Source organism: Pseudomonas sp. ML2-2023-3, assembly GCF_037055275.1.
Lineage (GTDB): Bacteria > Pseudomonadota > Gammaproteobacteria > Pseudomonadales > Pseudomonadaceae > Aquipseudomonas.
On the sequence record NZ_CP146343.1, the window covers coordinates 3,086,610 to 3,112,848 of the forward strand.

The 26,239-nt window shown below is 58.9% G+C and carries 13 protein-coding genes; 5 read left to right on the forward strand and 8 right to left on the reverse strand.

What is annotated here, in order from left to right; genetic code table 11:
• Positions 1 to 21: 21 nt before the first annotated feature.
• From V6P94_RS14240 to V6P94_RS14250, 3 genes are all read right to left on the reverse strand, one after another.
• Entirely contained in the window at positions 22 to 1,089 is a 1,068-nt protein-coding gene (locus tag V6P94_RS14240; protein ID WP_133076883.1) for a phosphotransferase family protein, read from the reverse strand.
• A 190-nt stretch (positions 1,090 to 1,279) separates the two neighbouring features.
• A complete protein-coding gene (locus V6P94_RS14245) occupies positions 1,280 to 1,594 on the reverse strand; it encodes an SCP2 sterol-binding domain-containing protein (protein ID WP_095000408.1) in 315 nt (104 codons plus the stop codon).
• 57 nt (positions 1,595 to 1,651) lie between these two features.
• Positions 1,652 to 2,362, reverse strand: coding sequence for a histidine phosphatase family protein (locus V6P94_RS14250; RefSeq protein ID WP_133076882.1), 711 nt, complete (start codon positions 2,360 to 2,362; stop codon positions 1,652 to 1,654).
• A 205-nt stretch (positions 2,363 to 2,567) separates the two neighbouring features.
• Here V6P94_RS14250 and sohB point away from each other — a divergent pair, with 205 nt between their 5' ends.
• Both sohB and V6P94_RS14260 read left to right on the forward strand, forming a co-directional pair.
• On the forward strand, positions 2,568 to 3,587 hold the full coding sequence (gene sohB, locus V6P94_RS14255) for a protease SohB (protein WP_133076881.1): 1,020 nt from the start codon (positions 2,568 to 2,570) through the stop codon (positions 3,585 to 3,587).
• 193 nt (positions 3,588 to 3,780) lie between these two features.
• Positions 3,781 to 8,862, forward strand: coding sequence for an NEL-type E3 ubiquitin ligase domain-containing protein (locus tag V6P94_RS14260; protein ID WP_338647196.1), 5,082 nt, complete (start codon positions 3,781 to 3,783; stop codon positions 8,860 to 8,862).
• Between the two features lie 69 nt (positions 8,863 to 8,931).
• Here V6P94_RS14260 and V6P94_RS14265 read toward each other — a convergent pair whose 3' ends face one another.
• From V6P94_RS14265 to V6P94_RS14275, 3 genes are all read right to left on the reverse strand, one after another.
• On the reverse strand, positions 8,932 to 9,426 hold the full coding sequence (locus V6P94_RS14265) for a DUF934 domain-containing protein (RefSeq protein WP_133076879.1): 495 nt from the start codon (positions 9,424 to 9,426) through the stop codon (positions 8,932 to 8,934).
• Positions 9,410 to 11,068 (reverse strand): nitrite/sulfite reductase, encoded by a 1,659-nt coding sequence (locus V6P94_RS14270; RefSeq protein WP_133076878.1) that lies wholly within the window; start codon positions 11,066 to 11,068, stop codon positions 9,410 to 9,412. Before V6P94_RS14270 ends, V6P94_RS14265 begins: the two co-directional genes overlap by 17 nt.
• Before the next feature lie 553 nt (positions 11,069 to 11,621).
• Positions 11,622 to 11,840, reverse strand: a complete 219-nt coding sequence (locus tag V6P94_RS14275; protein ID WP_133076877.1) for a DUF2970 domain-containing protein — start codon at positions 11,838 to 11,840, stop codon at positions 11,622 to 11,624.
• A 158-nt stretch (positions 11,841 to 11,998) separates the two neighbouring features.
• Here V6P94_RS14275 and V6P94_RS14280 point away from each other — a divergent pair, with 158 nt between their 5' ends.
• A complete protein-coding gene (locus V6P94_RS14280; protein ID WP_338647200.1) occupies positions 11,999 to 18,418 on the forward strand; it encodes an NEL-type E3 ubiquitin ligase domain-containing protein in 6,420 nt (2,139 codons plus the stop codon).
• 38 nt (positions 18,419 to 18,456) lie between these two features.
• Here the strand turns inward: V6P94_RS14280 and metH are convergent, their stop codons facing one another.
• Positions 18,457 to 22,167 (reverse strand): methionine synthase, encoded by a 3,711-nt coding sequence (gene metH / locus V6P94_RS14285; RefSeq protein WP_326397957.1) that lies wholly within the window; start codon positions 22,165 to 22,167, stop codon positions 18,457 to 18,459.
• A 154-nt stretch (positions 22,168 to 22,321) separates the two neighbouring features.
• Between metH and V6P94_RS14290 the strand changes: the two genes are divergently transcribed.
• Both V6P94_RS14290 and nfuA read left to right on the forward strand, forming a co-directional pair.
• Positions 22,322 to 24,619, forward strand: a complete 2,298-nt coding sequence (locus V6P94_RS14290; RefSeq protein ID WP_338647205.1) for a fatty acid cis/trans isomerase — start codon at positions 22,322 to 22,324, stop codon at positions 24,617 to 24,619.
• 111 nt (positions 24,620 to 24,730) lie between these two features.
• Positions 24,731 to 25,315 carry a Fe-S biogenesis protein NfuA gene (nfuA, locus tag V6P94_RS14295; protein WP_019827280.1) on the forward strand — a complete coding sequence of 195 codons (585 nt, stop codon included), beginning with the start codon at positions 24,731 to 24,733 and terminating at the stop codon, positions 25,313 to 25,315.
• A 166-nt stretch (positions 25,316 to 25,481) separates the two neighbouring features.
• Here nfuA and cobM read toward each other — a convergent pair whose 3' ends face one another.
• On the reverse strand, positions 25,482 to 26,228 hold the full coding sequence (gene cobM / locus V6P94_RS14300; protein ID WP_133076873.1) for a precorrin-4 C(11)-methyltransferase: 747 nt from the start codon (positions 26,226 to 26,228) through the stop codon (positions 25,482 to 25,484).
• Positions 26,229 to 26,239 lie beyond the last annotated feature (11 nt).

Here is a 26,239-nt window from a genome sequence, read left to right on the forward strand (position 1 = left end):
TGATTCCTTGTGATCTCGGGCTTAGAGGCTGGAGCGGCCAATGACGTTGAGGCTCATGTGCTCAAGCAGGGCGTTCATCTGTACGAATTGCGCGAAACGTTTGTCCCGGGTCTGGCCGTGGAAGTAGCGGTAGTAGATCTGCTGGACGATACCCGCCAGACGGAACAGGCCGTAGGTGTAGTAGAAATCGTAGTTGTCGATCTCGATTCCCGAGCGCTCAGCGTAGTAATCAACGAACTCGCGGCGGGTCAACATACCGGGGGCGTTGCTCGGCTGGCGCCGCATTTGTTGGATCGGGGCCGGGTCGTCGGCTTCAATCCAGTAGGCGAGGGTGTTGCCCAGGTCCATCAGCGGATCACCCAGGGTGGTCAGTTCCCAGTCCAGCACGCCGATGATCTGCATCGGGTCGGCGGGATCGAGGATCACGTTATCGAAGCGGTAGTCGTTGTGGATGATGCCTGGGGTCGGGTGATCGGCTGGCATGTTGGTCTGCAACCAGTCCTTGACCGCCTCCCAGCGCGGCGCATCGGGGGTCAGGGCTTTTTCGTAGCGCTCGCTCCAGCCGCTGATCTGACGTTGCACGTAGCCCTGGGGCTTACCCAGATCACCCAGGCCACAGGCGTTGTAATCAACGCGATGCAATTCGACCAGCGTGTCGATAAAACGCTTGCACAGTGTTCGGGTGGCGTCGGCATCCAATGCCAGTTCCTGGGGCAGATCAGAGCGCAGGATGATGCCCTTGACCCGCTCCATGACATAGAACTCGGAGCCGATCAGGTTTTCGTCGGTGCAATGGGCATAGGCCTTGGGGCAGTAGGGGAAGGCGTCCTTGAGCTGAATAAGGATGCGAAACTCGCGGCCCATGTCGTGGGCAGACTTGGCTTTGTGCCCAAAGGGCGGGCGGCGCAGCACCAGCTCTTTGCCCGGGTAGTCAATCAGGTAGGTCAGGTTGGAAGCACCGCCGGGGAACTGGCTGATCGTGGGTGTCCCCTCAAGGTCCGGGATCTGGGCCTTGAGGTAAGGATCAATGCGGTTGGCGTCGAGTTCTTCGCCAGGGCGGATGCGGGTGGACGAGTCGGTAAGCGCCATGTTTATCTCTTCTGCTTATATTTGTGGCCTGACAACATTCGTTAATTTAATGGGCAACCAGGGCAGGCGCAGCCTTAATAGGCACGGGTGTTAATGGGGGATCAGCTCCCTTGATAACCATTGCCTGAGTGAAGCACAGGACAAAAAAAACCGAAGCGCGTGGGCTTCGGTTCTGGGTGTTGCCGGTGGCTTAGGCCGGGAACAGTTCGCTCAGCTTCATGGCCAGCATCATGTCGCCTTCAGCGCGCAGCTTGCCGCCCATGAAAGCTTGCATGCCGTCGGTTTCGCCGCTGACGATGCCTTCCAGGGTTTCGCCGTCCATGACCAGAGTGACCTGGGCGTCCGGGTTTTCGCCTTCCTTCAGTTCACAGGTGCTGTCTTTGACGATCAGCGAGAAGTGTTTGTCTTCATCAATGCGAAAACCAAATACCAGGTCCAGGCCTGCAGCAGCGGCTGGGTTGAATTTGGCTTTCATTGCTTGAACGGCATCAGCTACAGAAGTCATGGTTCGATCCTTATATAGGGTGGTTTACAGCGGCCCGAGGGCCGCGGTTGCCGACGCTCATCGATAGGTGATGAGTGACGGCGTCTTCAACAGTTGCAAATGCACATGACTGTTGAAGGAAGCCAGGGTTGCCTCGTTGCCATGGAACTTGAGCTGGCTGAGCGAGGTATTGACAATTTGCCAGCCGAGCTTGAAAGCATCGGTGGGCGCAATGCGGGTCAGGCTGTGGATCAGGGCGGTAATGGTGCCGGCAGACGTGAACACGACAATGTTCTGCTGGCTTTTGGCAAGTTCAAGAATGCGGTTGAGCCCCGCTTGAACCCGCTCGACAAACCCCATCCAGGTTTCCAGACCGGGGGTGTCCCAGCTACCGCTGAGCCAGCGGTCGATGATCCGTTCAAAGATGCGCTGGAACTCGGCCGGGTTGCACGCGGCATCGCTCATGATCGCCAGCGCCTCAGGCTCCTCTGGCAGCAAGCCGGGAAGCAGGGCTTCGAGTATGGCGAATGCATCGAATTCGTTGAATGAGGCGTCGGTTTCAAGTTCAGGGATGGGCAGCCCGGCTGCATTGATCTGTGCCAGGGCATGGCGCGCGGTGTCCTGCTGGCGTGACAGGTCGCCTGACAGGCAACGGTCAAAGCGCAGGCCCAGGTCGGCCAGATGCCGACCGGCAATTTGTGCCTGCAGCACGCCCAGGGGTGACAGCACGTCGTAGTCGTCTGCACCGAAGGAGGCCTGGCCATGTCGTATCAAATAGATGCTGCCCACGTCCGCGTCATTCCGGTCCGCTGAAAGTCAGGCGAGGTTAGGAGGATGGCAAGTGGCTGTCAATGAAAAAACATACGCTTGTTTGAATTCCTCCTGAGACTGAATGCGAGGCGTTTCACGGCTGGCAGGCCCCGGTTGGCGCCGGTATGCTGGTTGCCATTGCGCAGCCCTGACCCGAGGGCTGCAGACGTTTTAAGGAGAGGCTGTGGAATTTCTTGCCGAGTACGCCAGTTTTCTGGCCAAGACCGTGACCCTGGTGGTTGCCATAGTGGTGGTCCTCGTGACCCTTGCGGCATTGCGTGGCAAGGGGCGCCGGGCCACCGGGCAATTACAGGTGATCAAGCTCAATGACTTTTACAAAGGCCTGCGTGAGCGTCTTGAGCAGTCGTTGTTGTCCAAGAGCCAGCTCAAGGCACTGCACAAGCAGACCGGTAAAGCGGACAAAAAGCAGAAAAAACAGCCGGATGACAAACCTCGGGTCTTTGTTCTGGACTTTGTCGGTGACATCAAGGCTTCTGCCACTGAAAGCCTGCGTCACGAAATCACTGCGTTGCTGACCCTCGCAAAGCCGACTGATGAAGTGGTCGTGCGCCTGGAAAGCGGTGGCGGCATGGTGCACAGCTATGGCCTGGCATCGTCGCAACTGGCGCGTATTCGCCAGGCAGGCATCCCGCTGACTGTCTGCATCGATAAAGTCGCCGCCAGTGGCGGTTATATGATGGCGTGCATCGGGCAGAAAATTATCAGCGCACCGTTTGCGATTCTCGGCTCCATTGGCGTCGTTGCGCAGTTACCCAACGTCAACCGTCTGTTGAAAAAGCACGACATCGACTACGAAGTGCTGACGGCAGGCGAGTACAAGCGCACGCTGACGGTGTTTGGTGAAAACACCGAAAAAGGCCGCGAGAAGTTCCAGCAGGACCTGGACATTACCCATCAGTTGTTCAAGAACTTTGTGGCCAAGTATCGTCCGCAACTGGCAATCGATGAAGTGGCCACCGGCGAAGTCTGGTTGGGTGTTGCCGCGGTCGACATGCAACTGGTCGATGAGCTCAAGACCAGCGACGAGTACCTGTCCGAGCGGGCCAGGGATGCCCAGCTTTATCACCTGCACTATGCCCAGCGTAAAAGCTTGCAGGAGCGAGTGGGGCTGGCGGCCAGCACGTCGGCTGAAAAGGTGGTTGATTCACTCTGGGCACGTTTGACTCAACAGCGTTTCTGGTAATAACCCCCGGCACTGTTGCAGTTGCAGCAGTGCCATTTGTTTGGAACTTGTTCTGGTTTTTAAGTGCGGTAATTATTAATTGTTTTAAACCTGTTTTTAACTGAGTTGCTAACAGTGTGATCAAGTAATTAACGGACTTTATTAATGTGCGCTCTATAAGCTGGCGGTATCACACCTATGCCGAGCTTGAGCCATGACACACACTAGTGCATCACAGACAGAACACTCCGTTATTGAACGCGCCAGCCAACTGGCCAATACGCGGGCCGATAATCAACATGGTGATTATATAGCTGCCTTGTTGGCGCCCTGGTTTATTCAGGCAGACCCCGGCTTGCGTGAGGCATTGCGCAACAGCTTTATCCAGGGCCAGGAGGCCCAGCGCGCGGTAGGCGCTGTCCTGGCCGGGTTGCAACCCATCGAACAGTTTGCTGAACCGCTGCTCAAGGCCGCGCTGGCGGGTCGCGGCTGGGGCCAGGTGAACCCCAGAGCCTACGGGATCAAGCATGTTCGTCTGTTGAGTAACCTGACGCTGTTCTTTGCCCGTCAGCAAGTCAAGCTGGTGGACACGCTGATCAGGTTAACCTTGCCCGATATCCTGCACCCCGAGTCACTGGAGCTTGATCTGGTAGCCAGCACCACTGACCACAGTTTTTTGCAAGCGGCGTTGCAGAACTTTGAAGTTTCAGAAACCCGCAGTGACGGCTTTGATTCGGATAGTTGTATTTATGAAGTTGTTGGCCGAAGGCAGGTTGAACACGCGACCCTGAAGCCGCAACACTTTGCACTTATATGCCGCGACTTGAACCTGGGTATGCAGTACCAGAGGCATTTGGCTGATGTGTTTGAACCGGTCGATGGCAACTTGGCGCCGGAGAATGTCAATTCCAGAGTTTCCAAATTAAATCGGTTGTTCAGCCGGAACATACGCTGCGAAGTCTTGTCGGCCCTGCACATGGCGCATATGAAGAGGGAGGTCATGACGGCGCATTACGCTTTTGTGCTCAATCTGTTGTCGGCCCCCGGGAATCGATTGGCGGGCATGCTGCCTGGCCATAGCACGTTGCAGATCATGGGCTTTGAAGTGCCGGGGGTGATGGTCTTTTGGCCCGAGCAACAGCCCGTGCAGCAAGTACAGGCGTGCGTACTTTATCTGCCGAACAGTCCTGATCGGGCTTTTCACGCATTTGAATCTTTTGAAATGCTCAAGGCGACATTGCGCGAGTGGTTGAAGGGCCAGGTGTTTGCTCGTTACTTCTTTGAACGGGTGCCGCTGCGTCACCGCGCCGAGTTCATGCGGCGTACGGACATGAAGCATGTGACCTGGGATTCGCTGTTGCTGCGCCGCCCGCCCATTATCAATGAGCCGGCCCTGATGTCCGAGAGCGTGCATCTGCCCCAGACAGAAGCCCCCTGTGTCGTGGCCTGGCGTTTGCAACTGGCGAAAATCAAGGACGATGCCAGATTGCTGGTCGTGCCCACTGAAGACGAAGATTCCAAGACCCGCCTGGAAGGTCAGGCAACCTTTCTGAATACCGGGCTCAGCCTGCTCACATTGGCGCTGGGGTTTGTGCCTGTTCTGGGTGAGATTTTGCTGGTAACCAGTGTGATTCAGCTGGGTGTCGATGTGTATGACGGGATCAAGGCCTGGCAACGCAATGATCGCGTCGCGGCCCTGGAGCACTTGTTCGATATCGCACAAAACGTTGCCCTGGCGGCCGGTTCTGCCGGGGCTGCATCCACATTGCGTCCATTGCCCGTGGTGGATGCGCTGGTGCCTGTGCGCACGGTCACAGGCCAGTTGCGTTTGTGGCGCCCGGACCTTGAGCCCTATGTGTTCAAGGACGTCTCGTTGACCGGAGTCGTCCCCGATGCGCAAGGGCTGCACAGCGTGGGCGGCAGGCAATTTATCCAGCTTGAAGGTCGTGTGTTCCGGGTGATGCCGGTTGCCGGCGCGCGGCAGGGCTTTATCCAGCATCCCACGGACGCCGGGGCCTATACGCCCCGGCTCGAACATAACGGTTGCGGGGCATGGGTGCATGAACTGGAGACCCCCATGCAATGGTCGCGTGCGCAGTTGTTCAGCCGCCTCGGTCCTGAGGTGAAAGGGGTGTCACAGGCAACGGCCGAGCTGATTTTGAAGGTGACCAATACCGGTGAGGGGCTGCTGCGCAAGCTGTACATGGATCACCTGCCGCCACCGGCCATGCTGGCGGACAGCATCAAGCGCGTACGGTTAAGTGAAATGATCGAGAGTTTTATCGAGCAGATGAAACAGGGCATCAATCGCTCCGTAGACAATGCGTCGTTGCAACTGCAACTGCTGACCCGATTGCCGGGTTGGCCTGCGGATCGAGTGCTGCGCCTGGTCGACAGGGAGGGGGTGGTGCTGGAGGAATATGGCCCTGATCGGGTGGAAACCCATCCGCGACTGCAAATTGCTGAAAGCCAGGTCAGGAACGGCGATCTGTTGAAAGTGACCCTGGAATGCCTGTCATCCCGTCAAGTCGACAGATTGCTGGGGCAGCCTGTCAGGGGGCTGGAGGCGCAGGTTCAAGCTCTTTCGCGCATGTTGGGTGAGCTTGCCCAGGTGAGCAAAGCCGAGCTGCTCTCGCGGCTGTACAGCGGTGGCGAGGTTGTGCCAAGGCTGGCACACAGGCTTAGAAGACAGTTTCCCGGCTTGCCGGTGCCCGTGCTGGAAGAGTTGATCAGCCACTTGTCCCCTGAAGAACTTGATGCCCTCGGCAGTGGCGAACGTCTGCAGCTGCATGTTCTGGAGGAGGCGCGCCGTTACGCCCAGGTTGTGCGCTTGAATCGCTCGATAGAGGGGCTCTACTTTGAAGCCTTGCGCAACGCCGACAGCAACTCGCTGGCCTTGTTGGCCCTGGCGGATTTTCCGGGCTGGCCCGCGTATTTGCGCCTTGTGATTCGTGACAAGCGTACCGGTGAAGTGCTGCACTCCGTGGGCAATGCCACGGCCACGAATACCCGGGAGTTTCTCAAGGGTGATGGCGAGTACGAGATTTCTGGAACTGTTCAGAGAAGGGCTTATCGCAGTGCCGATCTGTTGAACTGTGTGGCTTATACGCTGACGCCTGCGGAGCGCAGCGTACTGGGCCTTCCCGTGGTCGATGCCGGGGCAGTGCTTGGTCGCAAGATTGCCGACGCGGCGGCACGCAATCGGGCGCGCAGTGCCCAGTTGATGGGTATGCAACCCATTAAACCCTGGTTCAGATCTCCGTTGCGCCTGGCTGATGGCCGTGTGGGATACACCCTGGGCGGGCGCTCGGGACGCTTGCTGGAAGAGCAAAGCCCCAGGCAGCTCAAGGACCTGGCCAGAGAACTGTTCCCGACCATGAGCGAGGCACAGGTGGGGCAGTTTTTGTACCGATTGAGGCTTAGTCCGCAATTGGCTGCCCAGGCCCTGACCCAGCTCAAGGCGCAGTTGCAGACACTGCGCAACGATCTTGACCATTGGGTGGGCAGCACGGTGTGGAGCCAGCCGACGGTGGGGCCGCGGGTGCAGGTATCGGCCCAGGTCAAGCGCGGGATCAGCCAGACCCTGATTCGCACCTGGCGCAGGCTGGGCGAGAGTGTGCATCTGGAAGGGCACAGCGGGTATGTCCTGGATCTCAATGCATGGCCGGTTGATTGCCTGCCGGATCTGTCGGCGGATTTCAGCCATGTCAGCTCATTGCGCTTGCACAACTCGCCAAACGGTCAATTCCCCGACAGGTTTCTGGAGCAGTTCCCTCATCTGCGAATAGTGTCCCTGGTCAACAGCCAGCTTGCCGAACTGCCTGCGGCGCTTTCCAGCATGCCTGAACTGCTCGAACTGAATCTGCGTGGCAATCAGATTGTGTTAAACGAGAGTGCAGCCACCCTGCTGTCGGGGCTGACCAGGCTCAAATCCCTTGATCTGGTGGGCAACCCTCTGGGCAGGCGCATCTCTGTTCAGCGCATGGTGGATCTTGAACAACTCAAGCTGCGCTATACCGGCCTGCAAACCTGGCCTGAGGGTGTGCTGTCACTCAGGCGCCTGCAAACCCTTGATCTGCGTGACAACAGCATCAGTCGCATACCGCCAGAGGTGCTGACTGCCGGCAGGGCTGCGGTTAATCGAGTCACGTTCTTGCATGACAACCCGTTGAGTGCGGACTCTTTGCGCCGCCTGGAAAATTACCGGCGCGAGCACGGCATCACCTTTGGCATCAGGCCACGTCGTCAACATGTCGAACCCGTACGCGGGATTTTTCATTGGGCGCCAGAGCCTACGGCCGAACAACTTGGCGTCTGGAGTGATCTGAGAGGCATTGGTCGCTCGACTGATTTTTTCCGCGTCCTGGAGGACCTCAGCGCGTCATCCCAGTATTTGCGCGGGCGTGAAAATTTAACGACGCGCGTTTGGAGCATGCTTGACGGAATGCACGGCAACAGTGAGTTGCGAGAGCAGTTATTTGACGTATCGGCCAATCCGAATACCTGTGCCGATGGCATTCCGATGATCTTTGCGGACCTGGAACTTCGACACCAGATCATGACGGCTCAAGGCGCAGCCAATGCCGAAGAAAAACTCCTGCGACTGAGTTATGGGCTGTTTCGCATCGAGTTGCTGGACACCCATGTGCAAGGGGTCATTGAATCGCGAATTGCCCAGGTCCATACCGATCAGCGAAATTACGTCCAGCAGTTGCAGCGCCTGGTTGATGCTGCGGGTACGGTTGAGCTGGATCAGCCCCTGGCGGACATGACCCCGCAGGAGCAGCAAGGTATTGCTTATCGGCTGGCAACGCCGCAAGCCATGCAGTTGGCGCAGAGGCTCAGCCCTGTTGACTTGCAGCTTCGGCTCGAACGGATCGAACCGTTGGAAGTACAGATGTTTTATCAGGTCAGGTTAGCCGAGGAACTTGGTTTGCCCGCACGGCCCAGGAGCATGATCTTTGAACGGTTGGCCAACGTAACCCCGGAGGAACTGGAGGCTGCAAAATACTATGTGTTGAGTGAGGACACGCTGGCCAAGCGGATTGCCTTCATTGAAAAACAGGCGTTCTGGGAAGCGTTTCTGGAGAAGAAGTACCCTGCGGTGTTTCAGTCAGCGGATTCTCCATTGCATGAGCGCATGCAGTCGCTATATGTCGGGCGCGAGAGCATGTCCAGTCAGGACTATGTTGAGCAAACAGGGGAGGTAGGGGAAAGTCGTCGCCAAGCGAGAGAGGTCATCATCAGCCGATTGACCCGGGAAGAAATAGCAGAACATCCGTTTATGCAGGTTTAGCCTGGCGCGGCGCCTGAATAAACCTTGAAGATGGGCTGGCCTTGGGTGAACCCAAGGCCAGCCACACACTTAACGACGGCGGAACAGCGGCATCGGCTCGTCGCTCGACGACTGGTAGGTCACCGAAAAATCCTTCAAGCCTTCCAGTGCTTCGTACGGGTCTTTATCGGCGCGAATGGCGAACGCGTCAAAACCGCAGCGATGCAGATAGAACAACTGGTCGCGCAGCACATCGCCAATGGCGCGCAATTCGCCTTTGTAACCATAACGGTCACGCAGCAAGCGGGCATTGGAGTAGCTGCGACCATCGGTGAAGGCCGGGAAGTTCAGGGCAATGACCTGAAAATGCGCCACGTCTTCGCCCAGTTCCTCGGCTTCTTCATCGCTGTCCAGCCACACACCCAGGCCGCCATCACGGGCCTTGAGTGCATGGCCGTGCTCGCGCCACATCACCAACGGGACGATGAGATCGTCGCAGTTGGAGATTTCGTCAAAGGTGGTTTCCTTGGGCAGCAAGTGCCAGGTTTCGTCGATGACCTGATTGTTCTTAATGATTCGCTGCATAGACGCGCTCCTTGAAAGGGTCAATGCCGATACGTTGATAGGTGTCGATGAAGCGCTCGTCTTCGGTACGTTTTTCAACATAGACGTCGATCAGCTTTTCAATCACATCCGGCATGGCGTCTTGTGCGAACGAAGGACCGAGGATTTTGCCCAGACTTGCGTCACGGCTGGCGCTGCCACCCAGGGACACCTGATAGAACTCGGCGCCTTTCTTGTCGACACCCAGAATCCCGATGTGACCGACGTGGTGGTGACCACAGGCGTTCATGCAACCGGAGATGTTCAGGTCCAGCTCGCCGATGTCGAACAGGTAGTCCAGGTCTTCGAAACGACGCTGGATCGATTCGGCGATCGGGATCGACTTGGCGTTGGCCAGGGAGCAGAAATCGCCGCCCGGGCAGCAGATCATGTCGGTCAGCAAGCCAATGTTCGGCGTGGCAAAGCCATTTTCGCGCAACTCGCCCCACATGGTGAACAACTGGTTCTCTTCCACATCGGCAAGAATGATGTTCTGTTCGTGGGAGGTGCGCAGCTGGCCAAAGCTGAAGCGGTCGGCCATGTCGGCGATTGCGTCCCACTGTTTGTCGGTCACATCGCCCGGTGCGACGCCGGTAGGCTTCAGCGACAGGGTAACAGCGACATAACCCGGCTTTTTATGGGCCAGGGTATTGCGGGTACGCCAACGGGCGAAGCCCGGGTGCTGCTTGTCGAGTTCGGCCAGTTCAGCGCCGAAGTCAGGCAGGGCTTTGTAGTCCGGGTCCACGAAGTGCTTGGCGATACGCTGTACTTCAGCTTCGGTCAGGGTATTCGAGCCACCGCGCAGGTGAACCATTTCGGCTTCAACGCGCTCTGCAAACACTTCAGGCGTCAGGGCCTTGACCAGAATCTTGATCCGCGCCTTGTACTTGTTGTCACGACGGCCATAGCGGTTGTAAACCCGCAGGATGGCTTCGAGGTAGCTCAGCAGGTCTTGCCACGGCAAGAACTCGTTGATGAACGCGCCGATGACCGGCGTACGGCCCAGGCCGCCACCCACGAGTACGCGAAAGCCCAGATCGCCGGCTTCGTTGAATACGGGCTCAAGACCAATGTCATGGACTTCGATTGCAGCACGGTCGGATGTCGAGCCGTTGATTGCAATTTTGAATTTGCGTGGCAGGTAGGCGAATTCCGGGTGGAAGGTCGTCCACTGACGCACGATTTCGCACCAAGGGCGCGAATCGATCAGTTCATCGGCAGCGACACCGGCGAACTGGTCGGTGGTGACGTTGCGCAGGCAGTTACCGCTGGTCTGAATGGCGTGCATCTGCACGGTTGCCAGCTCTTCCAGAATGTCCGGAATATCTTCCAGCGCGGGCCAGTTGAACTGCACGTTCTGGCGGGTACTGATGTGGGCATAGCCCTTGTCATAGTCGCGAGCGATTTTGGCCATCATTCGCGCCTGGCGCGAAGTCAGTTGACCATACGGCACCGCAACTCGCAGCATCGGGGCAAAACGTTGAACATAAAGGCCATTTTGCAGGCGCAGGGGGCGGAACTCTTCTTCGCTCAGCTCACCTGCCAGATAGCGTCGGGTCTGATCCCGGAACTGCTTTACGCGGTCCTCGATGATCCGCTGATCGTACTCGTCATATACGTACATATAGGTCCTGTTCTCAGGCTGCTAACAGCTTATCTGCGCGCACGGCCGCGCACTCCCCACGGAGCGGGGCACGATACCAGTTTGTAGTTATGCGCAAAAGTGATGTTTAAGCATATGCAAAGAACCAAAACGACTATAAGAGGTTGATTCTCAATCCCTTACTTGTGGTCGGGGCATTGCTGGACTTAACTGAGCAGAAGTCTTCAAGCAATCACCCATAAAACCGAAAAGAGGCGATGCGATGAGTACTCCCGTGAAAGCGCGCAAAAACGACAGCAAGGTTGATGCGTGGGCTATTTTTTTCCTGATCATTCTGGTGGTTGCCACGGCGGTGTTTTGGGTGAGTCATCAGTAGCCGCCCTGTAGTCGCTGACGAGCCGTGCGAGGCTGCGATCGGCGTGAGGCGGCACCCCGACGTAGCAGTTTTAAATCAGCTTCCACGGTTAATCAGGCAAACCGCGTGTACCGGTTTTGCGACCGCTTCGCGATCGATCGCAGCCTCGTTCCACTCGTCAGCGACTACACGCGGGATGGGTGATGAAGTCCGGGTTCGTTATACCCCCGCCAGATGCAGCACCAGCTTGACGATCCCGAACAGGATCAAGGCAAACACCGCGGTAAATAACAGGCCCAACAGCAAAAAATGGGCGGGTTTGCCGTGGGTGAAATCCCGGGTCCGGTTTTTTCCGCTCTGTACGCCAAACGCAGCGGCCATCACGCTGTGCAGCATTTGCCAGAAGGTCGGTGGCTTGTTGTCCGCAGGATCGTCCATTTGCCTCTCCTCTGTTGTTCGCACCCGCTCGATACAGCGTAGCCAAGACCTGGGGCTGGGAGCGGGTATTTCCCGGTGCGCTAACGGACTACCACCCGCCGATTTGGAACTTTCGTAGTAGTGAGGCTCATTCAAACGAGTCTCTGGAAGTTCCCACTATGGACAATCTATACATACGCAATGGGCTGGGGCCGCACGCGGCTTTTATCAAACGCCAGCTGCCGGGCTGGATCAAACACAGCCATGTGGCCGATATCAAGCGTCTTGAACCGGGTTTGTGGAAGGGCCAGGTGTCTGCGGTCGAGCCACCGCCCTGGTTCACGAATGCACCGTCCTGGTTGCGCCAGGCGCTGATGGTCAGTCAGGACCGCAGCCAACGGGCCTATGTCGAATTGGCCAAAACCCTCAAGGACCTGCAAGGCATCACCCAGTTTGCCGAGCCCAGGCTCAAGGAGGCGCTGCACAGTCACAGTGCCTCCAGCCAGGGGATGGATATCAACAGGAACCGGCTGTTTTATCTGCGACGCAATCAGCCGGTGCAACATCAAAGCCTGTTGCAAGCCGCGTTGATGAACTTTGAAGGCAATGAGGCGTTTTCCCTGGTGGTCAAAGGGCAGGTCAGTGCACTGGCCCCGGCAGGGGCTTTGCCCCTGGGCATGACGAATGCGGCGCAACCCCCGGACATCTATGCCACGGTCGCTGACGGGTTACTGCACGGTACCGGGCCTGTGGTCAGCCTGTTTGAGGAGACGCTGGACAATCTCAAGCCCGTGCCTGGCTTCAGCTATCGGGAAAAACTGGACATGTCCCCCCAGGTGTTCTCGCAGATCTGCCGGGCCCTGGATCTGGGGCAGCAGTATCAGGCGCATCTGGGCGCGGTGTTTGATGTCCCTGGTCGGGCACCTTTGGTGCGGCGCCAGATGATCCGCGCACAAAAAGAGCTGCTGGCTGTGCGCTTGCATACCGCTTTGATGCAAAAGCAGGTGTCAGCAACGGCCTATGACATGTTGCGCGGCGTGCTCGAAGACGACCCGCAGCCCAGGCTAAATGGCAAGCCGGTGGTCTTCAGTCAATTGCAGTTGTATGGATTGACCGTGGCCGAGGTGTTGCTGATCGGTCCCTGGCGCTCAACTCTACCGGTGACCGAGTGGCAGGACAGCGGCTTTGGGTTCCAGGTGCCGGTGATGAAAAAACCCGATATGGAACCCCTGGTGGTCTATATCCCCGGTGATCCGGTGGCGCCACTCAAGCAATACCCGTCCCTGGAAGCCTTCCAGTATGAGCTGGGCCTGAACCTGCGCACACCGCAGTATCAGCGGTTGTTTGCCAACCTGATGCCCCAGGGCGAGGCCCAGGCATTTCTCTCGCGGCTCAACCACCAGCTGTACAAGCGCGCGGCTGACCCCAAGGGGATTGAGCCTGCGGTCTATGTGGATGAAGTCGACCTCAAGCTTGGCCAGGTCTACCTGGATACGCCCCCCGGCCAGTTGTTTAACGGGCTGTACAGCCTGCACCTGGAACGGTTGAAAGCCAATGCGCGCAAGCTCGCGGTGCCAACCGCCGATGCCGACAGCAAGCTGCTGCAAGAGCGTCTGGATTACTGGCTGGGCCTGGGGATGGATGCAGTGAATGTGGCCGCGTTTTTTATCCCCGGCGCAGGCGAGGTGATGATGGCGGTCATGGCGTTGCAAATGGGCGCGCAGGTCTATCACGGCGTCGAAGCCTGGACAGCTGGCGATGTTGACGGTGCCTGGGCGAGCCTGCAGGCAGTGGCCATCAACGTGGCGCTGGCCGCGACCATGAGCGGCGGCGGTTATGCGTTCGGCAAGGTGGCAGACGGTAGCCTGGCGAAGTGGGTCGACCATCTCACGCAAATCGTCCTGCCCGGGGGTGAGGCCAGGCTGTGGAATCCGGACCTTGTGCCTTATCGATGTGATCCGTTGTTTCAGCCACACGTCAGGCCCAATGCGTTGGGCCAGTATCGGGTCGATGGCAAGACCTATGTGCAGATCGACCGGTACTTCTATGAGCAGGTGTTCGACCCGGCGCTCAATGCCTGGCGGGTCAAGCACCCGGCGGACAACGCGGCCTATCAACCGTTGCTCGAACATAACCATGGCGGTGCCTGGCGGCACCATCATGAGCGGCCCTTGCAGTGGTCGCGCGAAACTTTGCTGCGTCGGCTGGGGCACGAGACTGACAGGTTTGATGACCGGACCCTAGGCCAGATTGGCGATGTATGCGGCATCAGTGACGATGCGCTGCGCAAGATCCATGTCGATGGCCTGCCTGTCCCGGCCATGTTGATGGACACCCTGGAGCAGTTTGCCGGCGGGGCCCAAATGGGCGGCCCGGGCAAGCAGCACAATCCGGATGTCGACTGGCTGCGCCGTCGCTATCCCATGCTTTCCGAGCGGGTGGCCCAGGAACTGCTGGAACAGACCGGGTATCGCGAGTTGGCCCGTATGGGCGAGACCCGTCAGGTGCCACCGGCAATGGACGATCTGGCGCGCACCCTGGCCCAGCAAAGCCGTCTTAACCGGGCATTGGCGGGCCTGTACTTACCGGCTCAGGCGACACGGGACACGGCCCGGCTGGCCCTGTATTGCCGGGAGCATTTGTCGGCCATACCCCTGGCGACTCAGGGCGCCGAACTGCAACGAGCACTGGGGGACTATGGGACCGCGCACCGCGATGAAATGGCCCGCTGTCTGAATCTCCACGTCCCGAGGTCCAGGCCCCGGCTGCAAAAAATCAACAGCCGGATCGGCTACCCCCTGTCGGGCAGGGCTCAAGCGGGGGAGGTGTCAGCGTCGCTGATTGCCCGCATGCGCGAGGTTTATCCGAACATGACCGATGAGGAGGTGATCAGCTATGTCAGTAACCGCCTGCGAGAAGGTCAGTCAGATCAGCAGGTATATCACTTTCTCATGACCCGGCAGCGCGAACTGGACGGGTTGCGCCAGACACTGCAGCAATGGAAGGTTGCTGCCAGAGAGCCGCTCCATCAGGCCATGCGCCAGCACGTCAGCGACCGCCTGGTCGCGTGTTGGCGCGAGGGGCTCTACCGCAACGGTGAGCCTTCGTCTTACCTCAATCTGGAATTCGACCTGGACTGGATCACTGGCCTGCCGGCACTGCAAGCCGATTTCTCCCATGTCAGGACGCTGAAGCTGGATGCCGACTTGCTGATGAGTGAGCCCGGCATGGGCTTTGTGCGGCGTTTTCCCGGCGTGCAGCGCCTTGAGGTGAATGTTGAGCATGCAGAACTGTTGGCGGTGCCCCAAGGCTTGGCGCAACTGTCCTGGATCACGGATCTTTCCCTTGAGGCCCGATGGCAGGGTTTCTCCCGGGCCTTTATCGAACAACTGCGCGCTGTCACCCAGATCGAGCGCCTGTCCCTGGTGGGGGCGCTGGATACCCTGGACGTCAGTGGCTGGCCCGGGTTGAGGGCATTGCGGGTACACGGGAACCTCGGACACTGGCCCGGCGGCCTGCTCGACCTTGAGCATCTCGAAACCCTTGATCTGTCAGGCACCACCCTCAAGACCTTGCCTGAGCCTTTATTTTCCGGGCATTTGCGGCTCTGGCGGGGTATGCACCTGAACTGGCCTGGCATTGACCCGGCGACGGTGATGAGGGCCTACGAGTACGTGCGTGACAACCCGGCGCATCCGATGGATGCGCAGCAGTGGATAGCGGATTACTGCCGGGGATGTATCAAGCGTTTTGTACCCCAGGATGTGCATTTTCGCGACACGGTGCTGACTCAATACGCAGGCCGGTACCAGGCGTTGCCTGACCTGCTGGTGCGAGTGAATGCGCTGCATGCAGAGCAGGATGCACTCACTGTGGCGATAGACCGGTGGATAGACAAGCAGCCACCCACCGCCGACATGTTTTTTCGCAGGCAAGTGGCCGACAGGCTTCAGCAGTGCTGGAGCCAGGGTGTTGCTGCCCGTCTGGAGGTACAAGAAGCCAGCCCGGGCCCCTCGTGGCGGCAGGCTTCAAGAAGCGGTTCTCTTGATCTGTCGGGAGGCGGGGTGCATGACTTGCCAGCACTGCCCGCGAACGGTTTTGGTCATGTGCATAGTCTGGACATGAGTAACCTGAGAGTTCCCCACGATGAGCTGGACCGCTTTCTGGGCGTGTTCCCCCACGTCAAGACCTTGACCCTGAGCCGCAGCAATCTGACCTCATTGCCCGCGGCCCTCGGTGAACTGAGGCAGATCACTGACCTCAACCTGGCGTTTAACGAATTGACGCTCAGCCCCACGATGCAGGGCCGGCTGAACCATTTGACCGAGTTGCAGAAACTGAACTTGCAGGGCAATCGCATCATAGCCCTGGACGTCAGTACCCTGACCCGGCTCGAGTCACTTGACCTCAGTGACTCGGGGATCAGGTTGCGGCCCACGGGGGCGTTGCAGTTACCGCTGTTGCGCCAATTGAACCTGAACCGCAGCGCCATCAGCGAAGTCCCTCGAGCGGCATTGCAGGGGCATGATCAATTGATGCTCGGCACACACCTGCGCGGATGCCGGTTAACCCCTGCCAGCTGTGCCGATTTGCTGGCCTATGCACGCCGTACCGGGCGCGAGAGCGCCGGGGATATCAGCCCCTTTTTGCTGGCATCAGGCAAAACCGGTGGCACGCCCGAGTTTTTTCCCGAGGACGTATCCGACAACCCGGATCTGTTGCTCGTGGCCGCTCCGGCGCTCGACCCTGATCAGCCGCTGACCGATCCTGGTGCCTTGCTGCTCAGGATCCATCCTGACATGGGGCTTGCGGACGCCATCGCGTGCATCGAGCAATGGCGAACCCAAGGGCTGGGTGCGCTGGACATCGAGGCTCGGCTGGCACAGTGGAATCATCAGTACGATGGGCTGATCCAGCGTCTCAACACCTGGATTGATGTCCCTGGTCGTCGAGAGGGAGGGCGCTGGGTGAGTGCGATCGACCGCAGGCGGGCGGCTGACAGGGTGCTGCATGCGTGGCGTCATGTGCGGGGTGCTTCTGCCACGGATGACGTGGGCAATATCCATAGCCTGGATTTCTCGGATCTGTGCCTGGGTGATATCGCACCGTTGAATGCCTCGCTGGATCATGTCACCACCCTTGACCTCAGTGGCGTAAGGCTTGGTGCACACGGCAGTTCCGGGTTTATCAGTGAGTTCCCGGCCTTGAATACCTTGCGGCTTAACAACAACAGGCTGACCCGCTTGCCCGAAGCACTGGGTTCACTGGACAACCTGACCCGCCTTGAGGCTTCCTACAACCTGCTTGAAAGCGGCGAGCACCTGCAGCGCCAATTGCAATCGCTGGCCCATTTGCAGTGGCTGGACCTGAGTTATAACGGCCTCGACAGTTTTGACCTTACCGGCCTGAACCAACTGCAAACCCTCAATTTGCGCGGCAATAACCTGGAGCGCTGGCCTGTGTGTGCGCTCACCAGCCCAGCCCTTGGCGCCCTGGACCTGAGCAATAACCACATTGACTACATCCCCTCGGAGCTGTTCGAAGGCAATAACGACGGGCTGATGGCCCACACCAACCTGTCCGATAACCTGCTGTCCAGCGTCAGTTACAGCACGCTGAGGGACTACATGGAGTTTTCGGGCAACAGCCTTGGTTTTACCCGTGAGGACATTGAGCTGGCGCTGGAGGACACGGACACAGCGGCCAGCTCCTCCGATGTGTCGGATGAGGATCTGGTGCACCCGGGCTCGGAGCCAGAGAATCTGCAAAAGGAACGCTGGTTTGACACTGTGCCCGATCTTTCGCCAAAGCATGCCATCTGGGCCGACCTGCGTGCCCGGGAGGGCAGCGAAGGGTTGTTTCATTTGCTCGCGCAGTTGAAGTACACCCGCGACTTTATTCAGGACAAGGCTGATCTGACGCGACGGGTCTGGGATGTTTTACAGGCGGCCGATTCCGATCCGGCTCTGTGCCGCGACGTGTTTGTCATCGCCCATTCACCCATGACCTGCGGGGATGGACGCATTCTGCTGTTCAGCGATCTGGAAGTGAAAGTCCATGAGTTCAATGCGCTGCATGCCGTGCTGCCGGGCGAAGAAGGCAAGGTGCTGCTGCGCCTGGCCACCAGCCTGTTCCGCTTGGGGCAAGTGGAAGAAATAGCCGCTGCGGCCATCAGCCTGCATCCTGATATTGATCCTGCGGAAATTCGCCTGGCCTATCGCATCAGCCTGGCCGGTCGCCTGGACCTGCCCAGCCAGCCCAGGGACATGCTGTACAGGAACGCGGCGCAGGTGACTGCAGACGATATCGAAACGGCGTTCACCAGGGTGCTTGCCGCCCAGGACAGTCCGGCCTATATGGAGCAACTGATCGCCCAGGATTACTGGGTCAACTACCTGAAGCGCACCTACGAAGCGGACTTCTCGGCGCTGGAGCAGCGCTTTGAGCTGGAGGCCGAAGCCCTGCAGGATCTTCACCCGGAATTGGGCGAAGCCTACAGTCGCGAAATCGAAGCCATGGGGCATAAGAAGGCGAGCGAGCGACGGGCGTTACTGATGCGCCTGTCGCAGCGTGAGCGCGGCGAGAGTGTGCCGATGTGACAGACAGCCCCGGCGGGAGCTGTCTGTCGCCGGGTGACTCAGTTGTCATAGCCCAGGTTGGGTGCCAGCCAGCGTTCGGTCACGCTCAGGTCCTGACCCTTGCGTGCCGTGTAGCTGGCGATCTGGTCCTTGTCGACCTTGCCCACGGCAAAGTATTGCGCTTGCGGGTGAGCGAAGTACCAGCCACTGACCGCTGCCGCCGGGAACATGGCGTAGTGTTCGGTGAGGAACACCCCGCTTTTGCCTGCGCGCATTTCTTCGGCTTCGGGGTCGAGCAACTGGAACAAGGTGCCTTTTTCGGTGTGATCCGGGCACGCCGGGTAGCCGGGGGCAGGGCGGATACCGCTGTATTGCTCCTTGATCAGCTCTTCATTGCCGAGCTTTTCATCCTTGGCGTAGCCCCAGTAGTTTGTCCGCACCTGCTGGTGCAGCCACTCGGCGCAGGCTTCGGCCAGACGGTCGGCCAGGGCCTTGACCATGATCGAGTTGTAATCGTCGCCCGCGTCCTGGTAAGCCTTGGCCACCTCTTCGGCGCCGATCCCGGCGGTGGTGATAAAGCCGCCCACGTAGTCGGTCACGCCGCTGTCTTTGGGTGCGACGAAGTCGGCCAGGGAGAAGTTCGGCTTGCCGTCGGTCTTGATGATCTGCTGGCGCAGGTGATGGAGTTTGGCCAATGGCTGGCCATCGTCGCCGTACAGCTCCAGGTCGTCATCGTTGACCTGATTGGCCGGCCAGAAACCGAACACAGCACGGGCGCTGATCAGCTTTTCGTCGATCAGCTTGGCAAGCATTTCCTGGGCGTCGGCGTATAGTGCCGTTGCCGCTTCGCCGACCACATCGTCGGTCAGAATGCGCGGGAACTTGCCCGCCAGGTCCCAGGAGATGAAGAACGGCGTCCAGTCGATGTACTCGGCCAAGACCTTGAGATCGATGTTGTCCAGCACCTTGGCACCGGTAAAGGTCGGCTTGACCGGCTGGTAGCCAGCCCAGTCGAACTGTGGTTTCTTGGCGATGGCGGCGGGGTAGCTCAAGCGCTCGGTGCGGGCGCTGCGGTTGGCGGTGCGCTCGCGCACTTCAACGTACTCTTCGCGGGTCTTCTGGACAAAGGCCGGTTTCAGCTCTTTGGACAGCAACTGCGTGGCCACACCCACGGCGCGGGAGGCGTCAGTGACATAGATCACCGCATCGTTCTGATACTTGGGTTCGATCTTGACCGCGGTGTGTGCCTTGGACGTCGTGGCGCCGCCGATCATCAGGGGCAGATGGAAGTTCTGGCGCTGCATTTCACGGGCAACATGCACCATCTCGTCCAGTGACGGCGTGATCAGTCCCGAGAGACCGATGATGTCGCACTTCTGCTCCTTGGCCACCTGAAGGATTTTCTCCGCGGGCACCATCACGCCAAGGTCAACGATGTCGTAGCCGTTGCAGCCCAGCACCACGCCGACGATGTTCTTGCCGATATCGTGTACGTCACCTTTCACGGTCGCCATCAGGATCTTGCCCTTGGCTTCCGGCTTGTCGCCTTTTTCCAGCTCGATAAACGGGATCAAATGCGCCACGGCCTGTTTCATCACGCGGGCGGATTTAACCACCTGGGGCAGGAACATCTTGCCCGCGCCAAACAGGTCGCCGACGATGTTCATGCCCGACATCAACGGGCCTTCGATCACTTCGATCGGGCGCTTGAAGGACAGGCGCGACTCTTCAGTGTCTTCAACGATATGGGTGGTGATGCCCTTGACCAGTGCGTGCTCCAGACGCTTGTTCACGTCCCAGCTGCGCCACTCTTCAGTTTCGGCTTCCTTGACGCTGCCATCGCCCTTGTACTTGTCGGCAATGGCCAGCAGGTTGTCGGTGGCATCGGGGGTGCGGTTGAGCACCACGTCTTCTACCGCGTCGCGCAGTTCAGTCGGGATCTGGTCGTAGATCTCCAGTTGGCCGGCGTTGACGATACCCATGGTCAGGCCATTACGGATCGCGTACAGCAAAAACACCGAGTGGATCGCTTCACGTACCGGGTTGTTGCCACGGAACGAGAACGACACGTTGGACACGCCGCCCGACGTCAGTGCATAGGGCAGCTCGTCGCGGATATAGGCGCACGCGTTGATGAAGTCCACAGCGTAGTTGTTGTGTTCTTCAATGCCGGTGGCCACGGCGAAGATGTTCGGGTCGAAGATGATGTCTTCCGGCGGGAAGCCCACTTCATTGACCAGAATGTCGTAGGAACGTTTGCAGATTTCCTTTTTACGGGCTTCGGTGTCGGCCTGGCCCGCTTCGTCGAAGGCCATCACCACCACGGCGGCGCCATAGCGCTTGCACAGTTTGGCGTGATGTTTGAACTGCTCGACGCCTTCTTTCATGCTGATCGAGTTGACGATGCCCTTGCCCTGGATGCACTTGAGGCCCGCCTCGATCACTTCCCACTTGGAAGAATCGATCATGATCGGTACGCGAGAGATGTCCGGCTCGCCAGCGATCAGGTTGAGGAAGGTCACCATGGCCTTCTTCGAATCCAGCATGCCCTCGTCCATGTTGATGTCGATGATCTGCGCACCGGCCTCAACCTGTTGCAGCGCCACTTCCAGGGCTTCGGTGTAGTTGTCTTCGCGGATCAGGCGGGCGAAGCGGGCGGAACCTGTGATGTTGGTACGTTCACCGACGTTGACGAACAACGAGCTGCGGTCGATGGTGAACGGCTCCAGCCCGGAGAGGCGGCAGGCCTTGGGAATGTCCGGAATCTGGCGCGGGGCGTAACCGGCCACGGCATTGGCGATGGCCTGGATATGGCCCGGCGTGGTGCCGCAGCAACCGCCGACAATGTTCAGGAAGCCGCTTTGAGCGAACTCTTCAATGACCTTGGCTGTTTCGCTCGGCAGTTCGTCGTACTCGCCGAACTCGTTGGGCAGGCCCGCGTTCGGGTGAGCCGAGACGTAGGTGCTGGCCTTGTTCGACAGCTCTTCGAGATAAGGACGCAACTCGCTGGCGCCCAGGGCGCAGTTCAAACCGACCGAGATCGGTTTGGCATGGCTCACGGAGTTCCAGAACGCTTCGGTGGTCTGGCCCGACAGGGTACGGCCAGAGGCGTCGGTGATGGTGCCGGAAATCATGATCGGCAACTCGACTCCCAGCTCTTCGAACACGCCCTGTACGGCGAAAATCGCGGCTTTGGCATTGAGCGTGTCGAAAATGGTCTCGATCAGGATCAGGTCGCAGCCGCCTTCGATCAGGCCTCTGGTGGCCTCGGTGTAGTTCTCCACCAGTTCATCGAAGGTGACGTTGCGATAACCCGGGTTGTTGACATCCGGCGACAGCGAGCAGGTACGGCTGGTAGGGCCGAGCACGCCTGCAACAAAGCGTGGTTTGTCCGGGGTCTCCAGGGTCTTGGCGTCGGCCACCTTGCGCGCAAGGCGTGCGCCTTCTACGTTTAGTTCGTAGGCCAGCGCCTGCATGCCGTAGTCGGCCTGTGAAACCTGGGTGGCGTTGAACGTGTTGGTTTCGAGAATGTCGGCACCAGAGTCCAGATACGCCTTTTCAATGGCTCCGATCACATCGGGGCGGCTGAGGATCAAAAGGTCGTTGTTGCCTTTGACGTCGCTCGGCCAGTCGGCGAAGCGTGTGCCACGATAGTCGTGTTCCTCTAGGCGGTAGCTTTGGATCATAGTGCCCATGCCGCCATCGAGAATCAGAATGCGCTCTTTGAGGGCTTGCTGAAGTGCTTGGAGACGAGCGCTGCGGTCAGACATAGGACTACCTGTTAGAGCCATGCAAAAGATGGGAAATCATAACAAACCTGCGTGGGATTTGAGCGCCCGCTGATTTACATGAATTTCATTCATGTTGTGGCAGGGCGGCGACAGGTAGAATCGCGACATATTTTTGATATCAGGACACTGGCACATGTTTTTTCGCCTACTCGCCAGCGCCGTGACGCTGGTGGCGTGCAGTACAGCGTTGGCACAGGCCCCGTTGGTTAGTCCGGTCATTTCCTACACCAGGGATATTCAGCCGATCCTCACCGAAAAGTGCGTTGCCTGCCACGCGTGCAACGACGCAGCCTGCCAGTTGAACCTGGGCAGCGCGGAGGGTGCGACCCGCGGTGCCAGCAAGGTGCCGGTCTATAAAGGAGATCGTGTCGATGCCGTTGCCCCGACGCGGATTTTCTTCGATGCCGATGGCCCGCAGGAGTGGAGGCTTAAAGGGTTCTACCCGGTAGTCGATGCCCAGGGCGCGCAGGCGTCCTTGATGGCGCGCATGCTGGAGCTGGGCCACAGCACCCCGTTGACCCCAAATGCCAAATTGCCCGAGGAAATTGTCCTGGGCATCAACCGCGAAAACGTCTGTCCGGCGCCGGGGGAGTTCGACGCTTACGCCCAACGCCATCCAAAAGAAGGCATGCCGCTGGCCGTGACCGGATTGACCAACCAGCAATACCACACCGTACAAACCTGGCTGGCCCAGGGCGCGAAGGTTGACCAGCACGCAATCAAGCCGACTGCGGTCGAAGCGGCACAGATCAGCGAATGGGAAGAATTGCTCAACCGTCCAGGTTCAACCGAAGCCCTGGTGGCGCGCTGGTTGTACGAGCATTTGTTTCTGGCCCATACCTACTTCGACAACGGCGTGCCAGGGCACTTCTTCCAGTGGGTGCGTTCGCGCACCCCAAGCGGTCAGCCGGTTGACCTGATTGCTACCCGCCGCCCGAACGACGACCCCGGCACCACGTTTTACTATCGGTTGATACCCGTTCAGGGCGTGATCGTGCACAAAACCCATATCATCTATCCGATGGGCGAGCACAAGCTGGCGCGGGTCAAAGAGCTGTTCTACAGCGGTGACTGGCATGCCACCAGCTTGCCGGGCTACGGGCCTCGAGGTCGGGCCAACCCGTTCGAAGTCTTTGAAGCGATTCCGGCGGTGGCGCGTTACCAGTTCATGCTCGACAACGCCGAGTATTTCGTACGCACCTTTATTCGTGGGCCGGTGTGCCGTGGGCAGATTGCGACTGACGTGATTCGCGACAACTTCTGGACCGTGTTCCAGGAGCCTGCCCATGACCGCTATGTCACCGACGCCGCCTATCGTGGCGAAGCGACGCCGTTGCTGGCAATGCCCGGCCAGATCGACGACGTTGGCAGTGTTATTTCGTTGTGGCACCGCTATCGCAACAAGCGCAATGACTATGAGAAGTTGCGCCAGCAAGCCTATGCCGACATGCCGCCACCGAGCTGGTCGACCCTGTGGGCAGGCAACGACAACGCCTTGTTGACCGTTTTCCGTCACTTCGACAGCGCCAGTGTCAGCAAGGGCCTGATCGGCGAAATCCCGCAAACCCTGTGGCTGTTCGACTACCCGTTGCTGGAGCGCACCTACTACCAGTTGGCGGTCAACTTCGATGTGTTCGGCAACGTTTCCCATCAGGCCCAGACACGCTTGTACTTTGACTTGATCCGCAACGGCGCCGAGGTCAACTTCCTGCGCTTGATGCCGGCCGACGCCCGTTCGGGCATCTTGAGCAGCTGGTATCAGAACAGCGGCAAGCTGAAGATGTGGATGGACTACCAGAAGATCGACACCGGCACGCCGAGCGGCATGAAGCTCGATCCGGCCGACCCCAAGCGTGACTTTGCGCTCAAGCTGATTGAACGCGCCGGCACCCTGAATGCACGGCCCGACCCGATCAACCGTTGCGTCGGTGCTTACTGTTCACGCCCCGACATCCCGCAAGAGTTCAAATACGCCGAGCAGGCACTGAGCCGTCTGACCTCGCGCCCTGCGGCGGGGCTGTCGGTCATCAGTCAATTGCCAGAAGCCAGCATGCTGCGGATCGAGGGACGTGACGGCAAGCGCGAGATGTACAGCATGCTGCGCAATCGCGCGCACACCAACGTGGCCTTCATGCTGGGCGAGGAATACCGGCTGGAGCCTGGGCTGGACACCCTGGCCATCTACCCCGGGGTGCTCAGCAGCTACCCGAACTTCATGTTCAATATCCCGACGGGGCAGGTTGAGGCCTTTGTTGAAGCGATGGAGCAATGCAAGGATCAAGAGACCTTTGACACCATTGTCGAGCGCTGGGGGATTCGCCGTAGCCATCCACAGTTCTGGCAGTACTTTCACGATATTGGCCAGTACATCAGCGAAACCGACCCGGTAGAGGCCGGTGTGCTGGATATGAACCGCTACGAAAACCTGTAATCAGCCACTAGAATTTGATACATGGGGTGTGGCTTTCCTGACAAAAACACTAGGACTTTGTCAGGCGCGCCGATTGGCGTAAACTGCGTCCCATGTCTGCGAGGAGATTCCATGAGCGCCATAACGATTACCGACGCTGCCCACGATTACCTGGCTGATCTGCTGTCAAAGCAGAACACCCCGGGTATCGGCATCCGCGTCTTTATCACCCAACCCGGTACCCAGTACGCCGAAACCTGCATTGCTTACTGCAAGCCGGCTGAAGTCAAATCTGAAGATACCGCCATCGGCCTTAAAAGCTTCACGGCCTGGATCGATTCGTTCAGCGAACCCTTCCTTGACGATGCCGTGGTGGACTACGCCACCGATCGCATGGGTGGTCAGCTGACCATCAAGGCGCCAAACGCCAAAGTGCCGATGGTCAATGCCGACAGCCCGATCAACGAGCGCATCAACTACTACCTGCAAACCGAGATCAATCCCGGTTTGGCCAGCCACGGCGGTCAGGTCAGCCTGATTGAAGTGGTTGAAGACGGTATCGCGGTGCTCAAGTTCGGTGGCGGTTGCCAGGGCTGCGGCCAGGCGGACGTGACGTTGCGTGAAGGCATCGAGCGCACCCTGCTTGAGCGTGTGCCGGAGCTCAAGGGCGTACGTGACGTGACCGACCACTCGCAGAAAGAAAACGCCTACTACTAACAGGGCGTTCGCTGCGAAGCTGAAGAAAAAACGGTGCCCCGTGAGCACCGTTTTTTTATGGCTGCGCGATTCGGATTGTGCGGGCGCAGCAGAACCTAATGGGATCTACCTGACAGGCCACGCCGTCCGTATCGCGAGCAAGCCCGCTCCCACAGGGGGAGAGCGTTCAAGGCCGATACAGATGCGCATGCCCCGCACGGTACAGCGACGAGTCCCCAAAACTGTCACTGGCCAGCACCCGGCCCACCAGGATCAGCGCCGTACGCCTGAATCCCTTGGCCTGGACCTTGATCGCGATGTCTGCAAGCGTCCCTTGCACCCAGTCCTGGTCAGGCCAGCTGGCGCGATGAATCACGGCAATCGGGCAATCACTGCCGTAGTGCGGGATCAGTTCGGCAACGATGTTTTCAAGGTTCTTGACCCCCAGATGAATGGCCATGGTCGCCTTGTGCTGCGCCAGGCTGGCCAGTTCTTCTCCGGCTGGCATAACGGTTTTTTCGGCGTAACGGGTCAGAATCACGGTTTGCGAAATATCGGGCAACGTCAGTTCGGCCCCCAGAATGGCCGCACAGGCCGCGGTGGCAGTCACTCCCGGAATGATCTCAAAGGCAATGCCCAGCTCACGCAAGCAGCGGATCTGTTCGCCAATGGCCCCGTACAAGCTGGGGTCGCCGGAATGTACGCGGGCCACGTCCTGGCCTTTGGCGTCGGCGGCCTTGATCAGGGTGATGATCTGCTCAAGGTGCAGTTGCGCACTGTTGATCACCTGCTCAGCCTGATGGCCTTGCAGCACGGCCTCGGGGACCAGCGAACCCGCGTAAATGATCACCGGGCAACTGCGAATCAGGCGCTGGCCCTTGACGGTAATCAGCTCAGGATCGCCGGGTCCGGCGCCGATGAAATAAACAGTCATGGCAGTCTCTT

What these genes read in the sequence shown, in the direction of transcription:
- nfuA (WP_019827280.1), top strand. Translation starts at nt 24,731, where the DNA reads ATGAGCGCCATAACGATTACCGACGCTGCCCACGATTACCTGGCTGAT.
- V6P94_RS14280 (WP_338647200.1), top strand. Translation starts at nt 11,999, where the DNA reads ATGGACAATCTATACATACGCAATGGGCTGGGGCCGCACGCGGCTTTT.
- V6P94_RS14245 (WP_095000408.1), bottom strand. Translation starts at nt 1,594, where the DNA reads ATGACTTCTGTAGCTGATGCCGTTCAAGCAATGAAAGCCAAATTCAAC.
- V6P94_RS14290 (WP_338647205.1), top strand. Translation starts at nt 22,322, where the DNA reads ATGTTTTTTCGCCTACTCGCCAGCGCCGTGACGCTGGTGGCGTGCAGT.
- metH (WP_326397957.1), bottom strand. Translation starts at nt 22,167, where the DNA reads ATGTCTGACCGCAGCGCTCGTCTCCAAGCACTTCAGCAAGCCCTCAAA.
- V6P94_RS14265 (WP_133076879.1), bottom strand. Translation starts at nt 9,426, where the DNA reads ATGCAGCGAATCATTAAGAACAATCAGGTCATCGACGAAACCTGGCAC.
- V6P94_RS14270 (WP_133076878.1), bottom strand. Translation starts at nt 11,068, where the DNA reads ATGTACGTATATGACGAGTACGATCAGCGGATCATCGAGGACCGCGTA.
- cobM (WP_133076873.1), bottom strand. Translation starts at nt 26,228, where the DNA reads ATGACTGTTTATTTCATCGGCGCCGGACCCGGCGATCCTGAGCTGATT.
- V6P94_RS14275 (WP_133076877.1), bottom strand. Translation starts at nt 11,840, where the DNA reads ATGGACGATCCTGCGGACAACAAGCCACCGACCTTCTGGCAAATGCTG.
- V6P94_RS14260 (WP_338647196.1), top strand. Translation starts at nt 3,781, where the DNA reads ATGACACACACTAGTGCATCACAGACAGAACACTCCGTTATTGAACGC.
- V6P94_RS14240 (WP_133076883.1), bottom strand. Translation starts at nt 1,089, where the DNA reads ATGGCGCTTACCGACTCGTCCACCCGCATCCGCCCTGGCGAAGAACTC.